Source organism: Acinetobacter sp. TR3 (genome assembly GCF_027105055.1).
Taxonomy (GTDB): Bacteria; Pseudomonadota; Gammaproteobacteria; order Pseudomonadales; family Moraxellaceae; genus Acinetobacter.
On sequence record NZ_CP114264.1, the window covers coordinates 3,220,410 to 3,234,742 of the forward strand.

The following is a 14,333-nucleotide window of genomic DNA, read 5'->3' on the forward strand; positions in this document are numbered from 1 at the left end:
TAGATATTGAGTCTAACTTTGTGTTCAGCATTTTAACTAGTTTTCACACTAAATCAAGTTATGTATTGAATTTATCTTGAATACAACAACTGTTTGGGTGTTGTATAGTCAAGCCTCACGAGCAATTAGTATTGGTCAGCTTCACACGTCACCGTGCTTCCACACCCAACCTATCAACGTCCTAGTCTCGAACGGCTCTTTAGAGGAATAAATTCCTAGGGAAATCTTATCTTGAGGTAGGCTTCCCGCTTAGATGCTTTCAGCGGTTATCCCTTCCGAACATAGCTACCCGGCGATGCGACTGGCGTCACAACCGGTACACCAGAGGTTCGTCCACTCTGGTCCTCTCGTACTAGGAGCAGATCCTCTCAAATTTCCAGCGCCCACGGTAGATAGGGACCGAACTGTCTCACGACGTTCTAAACCCAGCTCGCGTACCTCTTTAAATGGCGAACAGCCATACCCTTGGGACCTGCTTCAGCCCCAGGATGAGATGAGCCGACATCGAGGTGCCAAACACCGCCGTCGATATGAACTCTTGGGCGGTATCAGCCTGTTATCCCCAGAGTACCTTTTATCCGTTGAGCGATGGCCCTTCCATACAGAACCACCGGATCACTAAGACCTACTTTCGTACCTGCTCGACTTGTGGGTCTCGCAGTTAAGCGCGCTTTTGCCTTTATACTCTACGCGTGATTTCCGACCACGCTGAGCGCACCTTCGTACTCCTCCGTTACTCTTTAGGAGGAGACCGCCCCAGTCAAACTACCCACCAGACATGGTCCTCGCCCCGGATTACGGGGCAGAGTTAGAACCTCAACATTACCAGGGTGGTATTTCAAGGACGGCTCCATTGGAACTAGCGTTCCAACTTCAAAGCCTCCCACCTATCCTACACAAGTAAGGTCAAAGTTCAATGTCAAGCTGCAGTAAAGGTTCACGGGGTCTTTCCGTCTAGCCGCGGGTACACTGCATCTTCACAGCGATTTCGATTTCACTGAGCCTCTGCTGGAGACAGCGCCGCCATCATTATGCCATTCGTGCAGGTCGGAACTTACCCGACAAGGAATTTCGCTACCTTAGGACCGTTATAGTTACGGCCGCCGTTTACTGGGGCTTCGATCAAGAGCTTCGCTTACGCTAACCCCATCAATTAACCTTCCAGCACCGGGCAGGCATCACACCCTATACGTCCACTTTCGTGTTTGCAGAGTGCTATGTTTTTAATAAACAGTTGCAGCGGCCTGGTTTCTGTGGCTGCCAATAGCTCAGGGAGCAAGTCCCATCACCGTCAGCAGCGTACCTTCTCCCGAAGTTACGGTACCATTTTGCCTAGTTCCTTCAGCAGAGTTCTCTCAAGCGCTTTGGTCTACTCGACCTGACCACCTGTGTCGGTTTCGGGTACGATTCCTGTGTAACTGAAGCTTAGAGACTTTTCCTGGAAGCATGGTATCAGCCACTTCACTGTACAAGTACAGCTTGCTATCAGTTCTCAGCATAGAGTACCCCGGATTTGCCTAAGATACATGCCTACAACCTTCCACCTGGACAACCAACGCCAGGCTGACTTAACCTTCTCCGTCCTCTCATCGCATTACACAGAAGTATTGGAATATTAACCAATTTCCCATCGACTACGCCTCTCGGCCTCGCCTTAGGGGTCGACTCACCCAGCCCCGATTAACGTTGGACTGGAACCCTTGGTCTTTCAGCGAACGGGTTTTTCACCCGTTTTGTCGTTACTCACGTCAGCATTCGCACTTCTGATACCTCCAGCATACTTCTCAATACACCTTCATCGGCTTACAGAACGCTCCCCTACCACTTGACTATTGTCAAATCCGCAGCTTCGGCACATAGTTTTAGCCCCGTTACATCTTCCGCGCAGGCCGACTCGACTAGTGAGCTATTACGCTTTCTTTAAAGGGTGGCTGCTTCTAAGCCAACCTCCTAGCTGTCTATGCCTTCCCACATCGTTTCCCACTTAACTATGATTTTGGGGCCTTAGCTGGCGGTCTGGATTGTTTTCCTCTTGACTACGGACGTTAGCACCCGCAGTCTGTCTCCCGGATAGTACTCATTGGTATTCGGAGTTTGCATCGGTTTGGTAAGTCGGGATGACCCCCTAGCCGAAACAGTGCTCTACCCCCAATGGTATTCGTCCGAGGCGCTACCTAAATAGCTTTCGGGGAGAACCAGCTATCACCAGGCTTGATTAGCCTTTCACCCCTATCCACAAGTCATCCCCTGGCTTTTCAACGACAGTGGGTTCGGTCCTCCAGTTAGTGTTACCCAACCTTCAACCTGCTCATGGATAGATCGCCTGGTTTCGGGTCTATACCCAGCAACTAAACGCCCTATTAAGACTCGATTTCTCTACGGCTCCCCTATACGGTTAACCTCGCTACTGAATATAAGTCGCTGACCCATTATACAAAAGGTACGCAGTCACCGAACAAGTCGGCTCCCACTGCTTGTATGCATGCGGTTTCAGGATCTATTTCACTCCCCTCACAGGGGTTCTTTTCGCCTTTCCCTCACGGTACTGGTTCACTATCGGTCAGTCAGGAGTATTTAGCCTTGGAGGATGGTCCCCCCATATTCAGACAAGGTTTCACGTGCCTCGCCCTACTCGTCATCATTGTGTGTGCCCTTTCGTGTACGGGAATATCACCCTCTACGTTCGCACTTCCCAGAGCGTTCCACTAGAACACACACAACTTAATGGGCTGCTCCCCGTTCGCTCGCCGCTACTAAGGGAATCTCAATTGATTTCTTTTCCTAAGGGTACTGAGATGTTTCACTTCCCCTCGTTCGCTTCATAAGCCTATGTATTCAGCTTATGATACCCGCCTTATAGCGGGTGGGTTCCCCCATTCAGAAATCTCCGGATCAAAGGATATTTGCCGCCTCCCCGGAGCTTATCGCAGGCTATTACGTCTTTCATCGCCTCTGACTGCCAAGGCATCCACCACATGCACTTAATTACTTGACTATACAACCCCAAACAGTCGTTAACACATACAAGTCAGTGTTAGCGTTGCAAACTTAATTGCTACTATTCGTTGTCTGTGAACTTAATCACCATACAGCTTCAATCTAAATTCATATACCAAAACGCTTGATTCAGTGTTTTTGCTAGTTCTCAGATTAAATATTAATTTAACAATTACTTGTTATCTTCCTATTTAATCGAGTTTGAACAATTTATTTCAGACTCAAATTCTAATCTGTTAATGATTAACTACAGCCTCGTCAGCTTGCAGTAAACTGTGATAAATCACAGAGATTAATAAACCAGTCAAATTAGACTGTATTCACTAAACTCTATAATCTTCTTAGCTTGTACTCTGTAAAGTACATGGTGGAGACTAGGAGAGTCGAACTCCTGACCTCCTGCGTGCAAAGCAGGCGCTCTACCAACTAAGCTAAGTCCCCAGCTTATCACTTAATGAACGATATATCTTTCAGATTTGGTGGGTCTGACAAGACTTGAACTTGTGACCCCACGCTTATCAAGCGTGTGCTCTAACCAACTGAGCTACAGACCCTCAGATACATCTTCGAAGAACAACTTGTTGTGGATTCTTACCGATCGTCAATCTTTCGTTAAGGAGGTGATCCAGCCGCAGGTTCCCCTACGGCTACCTTGTTACGACTTCACCCCAGTCATCGGCCACACCGTGGTAAGCGTCCTCCTTGCGGTTAGACTACCTACTTCTGGTGCAACAAACTCCCATGGTGTGACGGGCGGTGTGTACAAGGCCCGGGAACGTATTCACCGCGGCATTCTGATCCGCGATTACTAGCGATTCCGACTTCATGGAGTCGAGTTGCAGACTCCAATCCGGACTACGATCGGCTTTTTGAGATTAGCATCCTATCGCTAGGTAGCAACCCTTTGTACCGACCATTGTAGCACGTGTGTAGCCCTGGCCGTAAGGGCCATGATGACTTGACGTCGTCCCCGCCTTCCTCCAGTTTGTCACTGGCAGTATCCTTAAAGTTCCCGACATTACTCGCTGGCAAATAAGGAAAAGGGTTGCGCTCGTTGCGGGACTTAACCCAACATCTCACGACACGAGCTGACGACAGCCATGCAGCACCTGTATCTAGATTCCCTAAGGCACCAATCCATCTCTGGAAAGTTTCTAGTATGTCAAGGCCAGGTAAGGTTCTTCGCGTTGCATCGAATTAAACCACATGCTCCACCGCTTGTGCGGGCCCCCGTCAATTCATTTGAGTTTTAGTCTTGCGACCGTACTCCCCAGGCGGTCTACTTATCGCGTTAGCTGCGCCACTAAAGCCTCAAAGGCCCCAACGGCTAGTAGACATCGTTTACGGCATGGACTACCAGGGTATCTAATCCTGTTTGCTCCCCATGCTTTCGTACCTCAGCGTCAGTATTAGGCCAGATGGCTGCCTTCGCCATCGGTATTCCTCCAGATCTCTACGCATTTCACCGCTACACCTGGAATTCTACCATCCTCTCCCATACTCTAGCTGACCAGTATCGAATGCAATTCCTAAGTTAAGCTCAGGGATTTCACATCCGACTTAATCAGCCGCCTACGCACGCTTTACGCCCAGTAAATCCGATTAACGCTCGCACCCTCTGTATTACCGCGGCTGCTGGCACAGAGTTAGCCGGTGCTTATTCTGCGAGTAACGTCCACTATCCAGTAGTATTAATACTAGTAGCCTCCTCCTCGCTTAAAGTGCTTTACAACCAAAAGGCCTTCTTCACACACGCGGCATGGCTGGATCAGGCTTCCGCCCATTGTCCAATATTCCCCACTGCTGCCTCCCGTAGGAGTCTGGGCCGTGTCTCAGTCCCAGTGTGGCGGATCATCCTCTCAGACCCGCTACAGATCGTCGCCTTGGTAGGCCTTTACCCCACCAACTAGCTAATCCGACTTAGGCTCATCATTTAGCGCAAGGTCCGAAGATCCCCTGCTTTCTCCCGTAGGACGTATGCGGTATTAGCATTCCTTTCGGAATGTTGTCCCCCACTAAATGGCAGATTCCTAAGCATTACTCACCCGTCCGCCGCTAAGATAAGGTGCAAGCACCTCATCTCCGCTCGACTTGCATGTGTTAAGCCTGCCGCCAGCGTTCAATCTGAGCCATGATCAAACTCTTCAGTTTAAAATCATTAGTAGCTTATGGCTACAAATCTTGGCTCATCAATTTTCTGACTAAAAATTCGCTCAAATAAACTTCGAGAAATTTCTACCATTCAATCAATGAAATATTTTCGATCGATCAACCAGTAAAAATCCACACAAGTTGTTCTTCTATTCTCTTAATGATCTTCTCGATGATTCGTCATCATCAAGCTAGGTCGGCTATGTTACTCTAATCTAAACTAAAGTCAACAGGTAATTTCGATATTTTTTAAACCTACCAATCAACCCAAGAATCTAACCTTTCTAGCCAAATCCTTGTTTCTCAACAAGTTTTTATCTGCATCACCGCCGATGGATGTGCATTCTACAGCATTTCACTACCAACGCAACACCTTTTAAAAATTAAATGATTCGGTTGTTTTTTTTTTAAACTTTAACTTACCTAATTTACTGATTTATATAATTTAAAATTTATTTAATTGCTTAATAGACAGCTTTAATAAGCTAAATATTTGTAATTTAATGACTTAATTCAAAATATGGATGTAATTCCACCTAATTTTGGTGATCAAATAAATTAAAGCAGAAATATTTTTAAATATTTCTGCTTTAATTTTTACTTCTTGTTCTTTATCTGAACACTAATGATTTTAATCGGCTGTTTAGGGACATTTTGGTGCATTCCATAATTACCTGTAGGAACACCAACAATCTTATCAACAATATCCATTCCTTTCGTTACTTTACCAAATACAGCATAACCAGCATCCATTTGTGAACGATTTAGGAAAGTGTTGTCAGCAACGTTAATAAAAAATTGACTCGTAGCAGAGTTAGGATCACTAGTACGTGCCATTGCTAAAGTCCCGCGTGTATTTTTCAAACCATTATTTGCTTCATTACTAATAGGTGCTTTAGTTACCTTCTCAATCATATTGGCATCCATCCCCCCTCCTTGAATCATAAATCCTGGGATGACTCGATGAAAAATAGTTCCAGCATAAAACTTACTTTTTACATAGCTTTCAAAATTTTTTGCTGATACAGGTGCTTTATCGTTAAAAAGTTCAATTTCAATATTTCCCATACTGGTTTTCATATCAACCATTGTATTGGCAAATAAATGGCTGCTTATTAATAGTAGACTGGTTGTCATCAACAACTTTTTCATGATTGCTTTTCTCTGATTTTAACGAGTGATTTGTTGTACTCTACAATATTAGTTTTACAAATTTATTTTTGCTATTTCTATTTGTTATCTACAAATAAAAAAACCTATGTTCCACGTGAAACATAGGTTAATTAATTTAATTGTATTTATCCCAAAACTTTCTGAAGTTTTTAGCGATTTCGATTGTATTGCGTTTAGCTTTACTCGAAATCGGGGTGAGATTAATAAATCCATGCGTTTGATCTGGATAATCGACATAATGCACTTTAACACCATTTTGTCTTAGTTTATGGCTATAAATCTCACCTTCATCATGTAATAAATCATGCCCAGCTGTTACCACAAATGCTGGAGCTAGTTTTTTCAGACTTCCGTACGTTGGTGAAATTAATGGATCATCTAACGCAACTTGATGCTGTGTTGAATAATATTTAGTAACGTAATCTACATCTTTACTGGTTATCACCAGACCCTGACCATAGGCATAAAAAGAAGGATGTCTACTTTTAAAATCTACAACAGGATAAAACAGCAACTGAGCTTGTGGTGCATATGATTTACCAACCGCATGCTGTGCAACTACAGTACTAATATTTCCTCCTGCACTATCTCCAGCAACAGCGATACGATTTTTATAAATTTTTAGCTGACGACGATTTTGATACACCCATGCTAATGCGTCATCACAAGATTTAATGAGTAATTGCGGAGATACTTCTGGTGCAAGCGGATAATCGATACTCAGAACTTGTACTTTTGCGTACTTGGCAATGAGGCGACAGGCTTCATCATGCGTATCTAAACCACCAACGACAAAACCACCACCGTGATAGAACACGATCATCGGTAATTTTTTATTAGGTGCAGGATGATAATGTCTTGCGAAAACAGTGCCACTCTGTAAAGGCAGACGTATATCTTCTACCGATTCTACGGAAGTCGATTTATTTAAAATCGCTAACATTTGTGTATCAAATTGACGGCGAGACTCGATCGGATCATCTCCAATAAAACCAACACGCCCTTGTTTAATTTGAACTGCCATTAAGCATTTTGTAAAAGCATCCAAATCTGGATATTGATATGGGTAGCCTAAAACTTTCGCCAATGATTCTTGTACAATCTTAGGCAGCTTATCCAGCGCTCGTGCAGCAGGACCTTGTCCTTTATCTAAAATCGTTTGAATTTTTTGAGGTAATGCTGACACGTTCTTCCCCTTTTTCGCTCTGTCCATAGTTCTTGTTCATATCGACTATATGCTGTTATAAAGTCGTAGATCAAGATAAAGAATTCAAAATCATGCTGTAACCTAAATGGCTTATCTTAAAAAGTCATTAACCATTTTGCTAATCACTACTTGCCTTTTATGCCAATAGACAAGCTCAAGCACAGATAAAAGAGGTATTTTCTGATTTTTTAATATTTCTAATCAAAACACATTTAATAAAAAACCCAGCTTTCGTTCAGATCTTTCATTGTTCAATCTATTCATTAGTTTGATCTTATTTATCGAATAGACAATCATGAACATTCAAATCAATTTATGTTCTTATAATTTGTTCATTTATTCATATTTACTTTAGAAAAAACGAGCATAAAAATTTAATTGCCCAAAAACTAAAAACGAGAATCAAAAGTTTGACTCTCGTTTTTCAATTCTTAAATCATGAATCAGGTTTAACACATCATATATAGCAGTATATGTAAAATTAGGTGTTGGCATCAGTATCCTAATCTATCGTGCTATGAACCTAAATCCAATTTATTGTCCTGATGCATCTGTACCAGCAGATCCAGAAACAGAACCTGAAACACCAGCTGAAGCTCCATTCGGTTGAACATCAACAGATGTACCTGCTTGCACGCCTACTCCGCCTTGTACATTTGCTGGGCTTGCACTCGTTTGAGCCGAACCAGAAGCATCCAAACCTGCTTGTGTCGAACAACCTACGGCTGTGAATGCAACACCTGATACAACCATTGAAATTAAGGCTAACTTTTTCATTGTATATTTCCTTTCATTATGACGAAAAGCAAAGTTATCTTTGCGTTGCCTATCATTCACAATTTTTTTATGTATCGTGATGTGGATTAGTTGCCGTTTGTTATTTATGCAGCATGTTTTTGCAATTTTTATTAAACCAATTCAATGCAGGATTCACACTTTTTTATTATTTTAAAAGTTCAGTTAAATGATTCTCTATTCAAAAGTTTTACTTGTATTCGCATCATGATTGCATCAGAAAAGCATGATCATCTTCATTTTTTATAATTTATAAAACATTATCAAACCCCACTAAAAACTTACATTGTAATTTACCTCTAAAAATTCGGAGTTTAGAAAAATAAAAACCGTGACTTCTCATCACGGTTCTTCAATTCATTTATTAGGTTTTAAGGCCACTGCATCTCGCCTTTAACCACTTTAGCACCCAACTCTAGGCTGCTTGACTCGCCTAAGGTTGGATATTGTTTTTGCATAATTGCAATTAATTCAGCTGAATTTTTACTGGCTTTTACCGCTTTCTCATATTGCTTTAAATAGTCGATTGAAAAATTCACTGCATCAAGACCTTCAGCCGCGCCTGCTTTCATATGCGCAGGTACAACCACTTGAGGATTTAAAGCTTTGATATTTTCCAAAGTCTGCACCACTTCTGCACGATCTTTCGCTGTTGCGGTATCCGCAGTCCAAAGATGAATACCTGATGACACCGGAATACCCCCAACAACCGCTTTGGTACTCGGAATCCATAAATAAGTCAGTTCTTTCTTACCTTTGATTTCGATATTTTCATTTTCGAGTTTTAAGGTTTTAGCCATATACGCTTGCGGAATAATAATTTTGCTCGGTGCATTGGCTCCCATTTTCGGTCCCCAATACGCGACTTTCAACGCTTGCGTATCTTGAATATGTTTTACCGTCTCTGGTGTCGCAATAATTTGCACATTAGGGAAATACTGTTTAAATACATCTAAACCAAAATAGAAATCTGGGTCGCCATAGCTGACAAAAATGGTTTTTAAGGTTTTACCGCTATCTAAAATATCGGCCGCAATACGTAATGCTTCTGATTTAGAGAATTGCGCATTCACCAATAATACTTCTTTATCACCTTCAATTAAGGTCGAAGTCACACCAAAGTGTTCAGGTTGAGCCAAAAAGTTCTGGATTTTTAAGTCTTGTGCAAAAGCAGTTGATGTTGCCGCCAAAGTAGATAAAGCAATGATGTAGGGTTTGGTATTCATGTTATCGTCTCCAATCTGATAAGAGACACTTTAAATTGCAATTCTTGCTGAATAAACACTCTAAATTAAGATAAAATGTTGCATAAATTGCAACAATAAGAATTTTATATGGATACTTTAAAAGCCATTCAAGTTTTTGTCTGTATTGCGCAGCAAGGCAATCTGAGCAAAGCTGCTGAACATCTCGATTATTCTAAAGCGATGGTCTCCCGTTATTTAGATCATCTTGAACATACTTTCTCGACTCGACTTTTCCAACGTAACACGCGCAAAGTTTCACTCACCCCTGCGGGTGAAAAAGCGTTGGTCTATTGTGAGAATATTTTACAGCAACAACAATTGCTTGAAGGTTTGGCTGCCCCTGAACAGCACAGTGGTACGATTCGTTTCACCTGTGGCTTGTTTCTGTTCCAACTGGGTGTGAATGAATGTATTAAACAATTTAAAAAATGCTATCCTCAAATTCATTTTGATGTGTATTTAACTGAAAATACGGTTGATTTGATGGATGCTCAGGTTGATCTGGCACTGCGTATTACCCAGAAAGTTGCAGATGGGCTGATTGCCCGACCAGTTTGTCAGATCGAATCTATCTTTTGTGCACATCCACATTATTTACAAGATCACACTCCCCTATCGCATCCCAGCCAGTTAATCCAACATGATTGCATTGCTCATCATACCCATAATCAATACTGGACCTTGTTTGATACAGATCAGCAACCGCAAAACTATCCTTTAAATGTTACGTTTAAAAGTAATGATGTGATTGCGCTTTATCAAATGTGCCTTAAAGCCCAAGGGATTGCCATGTTGCCAACATTACTGGTGCGTAAAGATATTGCACAACAGCATTTGCAACAGGTATTTCCAGATTTTGCTGCACCCGATCTGACTTTGTCCTTAGTCTATGCATCTAGACAACATTTACCGAAAATCACCCAAGAATTTATTGCTTTTGTTATCGAAAACTTAAATTTTTACTTAAATCAGCAAAATTAAAAGATTTAAATCGACCTGAACGCTTGAATTTTGTCGCCTTGCCCATACTTCATCCCTATCTATGAATGACCAAGATGTGGCAGTTCGGGTTTAACCCTATGAGCATTCACGCCAAAAAGGACTGTACATGTTTAAGAACCTTTTTCAACGGAGATCATCAATGGCTAATGAGCACAATGAGCAAGCTCAAGACATTCAAAATGAGCAACAGACTGAACAAACTCAAGCTGAAGGTGTAGAGCAGGCAAACGAGCTTAGCGTTGAAGATTTACAAGCGCAAATCACTAAACTCGAAGAAAGCCTGAAACTAGAAAAAGCACGTACTGCCAATGCTGTTTATGAAGCGCAGAAGAGTGTCGAGCGTATTCAACGCGAATCTGAAAAGCACAAAGAGACTGTGCTGGAAAAATTTGCCAAAGAATTATTGGATTCTGTCGATAATCTTGAACGTGCAATTCAAGCCGCTGGCGAAGAAGAAACACCTGTGCTTGAAGGTATCAAGCTGACTCTGAAATCATTACTGACCACACTGGAAAAATTTGGCGTGCTTGAAGCAGATACCCAAAATGGCTTCAATGCAGATTTACACCAAGCGGTTGGGATCGATCCAAATGCCAAAGCTAACCAAATCGGCACTGTTTTACAGAAGGGTTATACCTTAAATGGTCGCCTACTCCGCCCAGCGATGGTCATGGTGGGTCAATAATCTACAGAGCAAAGTATTTATTTGCTCAAAAGTGCAGAATTTTGAGAGTTTTTTGATTTTTTTTCATAAAAATGCTTGAAAAAAACTGATTGACTCTCATATCGAATAACAAGCAAAACATTGCAACAAAATTTTAGAGGAACATCCCAAATGGCAAAAATTATTGGTATTGACTTAGGTACTACCAACTCATGTGTTGCTGTACTCGAAGGCGATAAAGTAAAAGTAATCGAAAACGCTGAAGGCGCACGTACAACTCCATCGATCATCGCTTATAAAGATGGCGAGATCTTAGTGGGTCAAAGTGCTAAGCGTCAGGCAGTAACTAACCCGAAAAATACATTATTCGCAATCAAGCGTTTAATCGGTCGTCGCTACGAAGATCAAGCGGTACAAAAAGACATCGGTCTTGTACCTTACAAAATCATCAAAGCAGACAATGGCGATGCTTGGGTTGAAGTAAACGATAAAAAATTAGCGCCTCAACAGATCTCTGCTGAAATCTTGAAAAAGATGAAGAAAACTGCAGAAGACTATTTAGGTGAAACAGTTACTGAAGCGGTAATTACCGTCCCTGCTTACTTTAACGATGCTCAACGTCAAGCAACTAAAGATGCGGGTAAAATTGCAGGTCTTGATGTTAAACGTATCATTAACGAACCAACTGCTGCGGCACTTGCGTTCGGTATGGACAAAAAAGAAGGCGACCGTAAAGTTGCAGTTTACGACTTAGGTGGTGGTACATTCGACGTATCAATCATTGAAATCGCTGACCTTGATGGCGACCAACAAATCGAAGTGTTATCAACAAATGGTGATACTTTCCTTGGTGGTGAAGACTTTGATAACGCGTTAATTGAATTCTTGGTTGAAGAATTTAAGAAAGAACAAAGTGTGAACTTGAAAAATGATCCACTTGCGTTACAACGTTTGAAAGAAGCTGCTGAAAAAGCAAAAATCGAGCTTTCTTCATCAAATGCAACTGAAATCAACCTTCCATACATCACCGCTGATGCAACTGGTCCTAAACACTTAGTGATCAATGTAACGCGTGCAAAACTTGAAGGTTTGGTTGCTGATTTAGTTGCTCGTACGATTGAACCTTGCCGTATCGCGCTTAAAGATGCGGGTCTTTCGACTTCTGACATCTCTGACGTGATCTTGGTGGGCGGTCAGTCTCGTATGCCAATGGTTCAACAAAAAGTACAAGAATTCTTCGGTAAAGAGCCACGTAAAGACGTGAACCCTGACGAAGCAGTTGCGATTGGTGCAGCAATTCAAGGTGCAGTATTGTCTGGTGACAAAACTGACGTACTTTTATTAGACGTAACCCCGTTAACACTTGGTATCGAAACCATGGGTGGCGTATTAACAGCGATTATTGAGAAAAACACGACGATTCCTGCGAAGAAATCACAAGTGTTCTCTACTGCTGCTGACAACCAACCTGCTGTCGATATTTCGGTTTACCAAGGTGAACGTAAAATGGCTCAACAAAACAAATTGTTGGGTAACTTCCAATTAGGCGATATCCCACCTGCTCCACGTGGCGTACCGCAAATTGAAGTATCGTTCGACATCAACGCTGATGGTATCTTGAAAGTATCAGCTAAAGATAAGAGCACTGGTAAAGAGCAATCAATCCAGATTAAAGCAAACTCAGGTTTGTCTGATGCTGAAATCGAAGCAATGATTAAAGATGCTGAAGCGAATGCTGAAGAAGACCGTAAATTTGAAGAGTTAGCGAAAGCACGTAACGAAGCAGATGCTTTAGTCTCTAGCTCAAACAAAGCAGTCAAAGATCTTGGTGATAAAGTCACTGAAGATGAAAAAACTGCGATTGCTACTGCGGTGTCTGAGCTTGAAGCATCGACTAAAGAAAATGATGTTGAAGACATCAAAGCGAAAACTGAAGCTTTACAAAACATCTTGATGCCAATCACCCAACGTGCTTATGAACAAGCACAAGGTGCTGGCGGCGCAGAAGGTTTTGATCCAAATGCATTCCAAGGTGGTGATGCGGGTCAACAACAAAAAGCGGACGATGGCGTTGTAGATGCTGAGTTCACAGAAGTTAAAGATGACAAAAAATAATTTGTCTATTTAAAAAAAGACCGCGCGAAAGCGCGGTTTTTTTATATTTTAAGATGAATTCTTTTGCTCAAAATAAAGTTCGCCCAAAATCGGCATAAATAAAGGTATTACACCACACGCTTTTATTTCTTCAAAAAACTCAGGAATATTCACCCCTGGCAACAACTGAGGAACGTCATCAATCGGCGTCACCATGCTATCCCAATGACATGGAATAATGTATTTCGGTTTCAGTAGTCGCACCACATCTTTGACATAGTTCGGACGATATTTCCGTCCAATCGCACACAGGCACACGATATCTGCCCGTTTCCCCTGCAACTCTTGTTCAATAAAATCGGCGGAATCAATGTGTACGAGACTAAGTTGTCCTGTGCTAATCCACCAATTAAAAACTTGTCCATGTCGTAAATGATGAAATTTCGGCGGATAAGGCGGAGGTGTGGTCATATCCCCTGGTAAAGGCACGCGACCAAACAAGGCTTTGCCATGAATGGATAGCAAACCAACAACTTGCCATTGACCACAATCAATGATTTCTCGTCCCTTTGTTTCAAGCATTTGCGATTCAGACAAGCCTGCTGATAGTCCATACATTAAAGTCGCTTTGGATCCAATTAAACGTGCTCCTGTTTGCTTACAAACCTCAGGTGCATCTAAAATGTGATCATAATGAGCATGCCCAATCAATACATCATCTGCATTTGGTATATGTTGTCTGACTAATTCAGAATCACTCAATAAAGGCTGAGTAAACGTTTGAGTTAAGTTTGGACGACTGATAAAAGGATCAAGCACAACTGTACGATGCTGATCAGAAAGAATGAATCCCGCCGTCCCCAAATATTTGATTTTTAAATTTTCAACTTTTGCCTGAGCTGGAGAAGTGGCAGCCCATGTTGAATCAGGCGCTTTAAGTAAATATTTCAGCATATTGTCCCTTAATCTTTATTTTATTTATTCCTTCAGAATATGCATTAAA

General features: G+C 42.0%; 7 protein-coding genes, 2 tRNA genes, 2 rRNA genes and 1 pseudogene. 3 read left to right on the top strand and 9 right to left on the bottom strand.

What is annotated here, in order from left to right:
- Positions 1-104: 104 nt before the first annotated feature.
- The 8 genes from O1449_RS15470 to O1449_RS15505 all read right to left on the bottom strand — a co-directional run bounded on the left by O1449_RS15470 (position 105) and on the right by O1449_RS15505 (position 9,549).
- Positions 105-2,995 (bottom strand): 23S ribosomal RNA (locus O1449_RS15470).
- A 367-nt stretch (positions 2,996-3,362) separates the two neighbouring features.
- Positions 3,363-3,438: transfer RNA gene (locus O1449_RS15475), tRNA-Ala, on the bottom strand.
- A gap of 36 nt (positions 3,439-3,474) precedes the next feature.
- Positions 3,475-3,551: transfer RNA gene (locus tag O1449_RS15480), tRNA-Ile, on the bottom strand.
- A 59-nt stretch (positions 3,552-3,610) separates the two neighbouring features.
- A 16S ribosomal RNA gene (locus O1449_RS15485) occupies positions 3,611-5,148 on the bottom strand.
- Together the 16S and 23S rRNA genes with 2 tRNA genes alongside form the textbook arrangement of a ribosomal RNA operon.
- A 597-nt stretch (positions 5,149-5,745) precedes the next feature.
- Positions 5,746-6,300 (bottom strand): peptidylprolyl isomerase, encoded by a 555-nt coding sequence (locus O1449_RS15490; RefSeq protein WP_269229202.1) that lies wholly within the window; start codon positions 6,298-6,300, stop codon positions 5,746-5,748.
- Positions 6,301-6,436: 136 nt separating this feature from the next.
- The gene (locus O1449_RS15495) at positions 6,437-7,507 is read right to left on the bottom strand and encodes an alpha/beta hydrolase (RefSeq protein ID WP_269238770.1); all 1,071 of its coding nucleotides are present in this window, start codon (positions 7,505-7,507) and stop codon (positions 6,437-6,439) included.
- Between the two features lie 555 nt (positions 7,508-8,062).
- Positions 8,063-8,305 (bottom strand): hypothetical protein, encoded by a 243-nt coding sequence (locus tag O1449_RS15500; protein ID WP_004660486.1) that lies wholly within the window; start codon positions 8,303-8,305, stop codon positions 8,063-8,065.
- Positions 8,306-8,694: 389 nt separating this feature from the next.
- Complete coding sequence (locus tag O1449_RS15505; protein WP_269229204.1) at positions 8,695-9,549, bottom strand: MBL fold metallo-hydrolase; 855 nt, start codon at positions 9,547-9,549, stop codon at positions 8,695-8,697.
- Positions 9,550-9,657: 108 nt separating this feature from the next.
- Here O1449_RS15505 and O1449_RS15510 point away from each other — a divergent pair.
- From O1449_RS15510 to dnaK, 3 genes and pseudogenes are all read left to right on the top strand, one after another.
- Positions 9,658-10,616 (top strand): annotated as a pseudogene (locus O1449_RS15510) (LysR family transcriptional regulator).
- 95 nt (positions 10,617-10,711) lie between these two features.
- Entirely contained in the window at positions 10,712-11,257 is a 546-nt protein-coding gene (gene grpE, locus O1449_RS15515) for a nucleotide exchange factor GrpE (RefSeq protein ID WP_269229206.1), read from the top strand.
- A gap of 150 nt (positions 11,258-11,407) precedes the next feature.
- The gene (gene dnaK, locus O1449_RS15520; protein ID WP_269238772.1) at positions 11,408-13,351 is read left to right on the top strand and encodes a molecular chaperone DnaK; all 1,944 of its coding nucleotides are present in this window, start codon (positions 11,408-11,410) and stop codon (positions 13,349-13,351) included.
- Between the two features lie 48 nt (positions 13,352-13,399).
- On the opposite strand, the gene O1449_RS15525 is transcribed toward dnaK, so the two are convergent.
- The gene (locus O1449_RS15525) at positions 13,400-14,284 is read right to left on the bottom strand and encodes an MBL fold metallo-hydrolase (RefSeq protein ID WP_269238773.1); all 885 of its coding nucleotides are present in this window, start codon (positions 14,282-14,284) and stop codon (positions 13,400-13,402) included.
- Positions 14,285-14,333 lie beyond the last annotated feature (49 nt).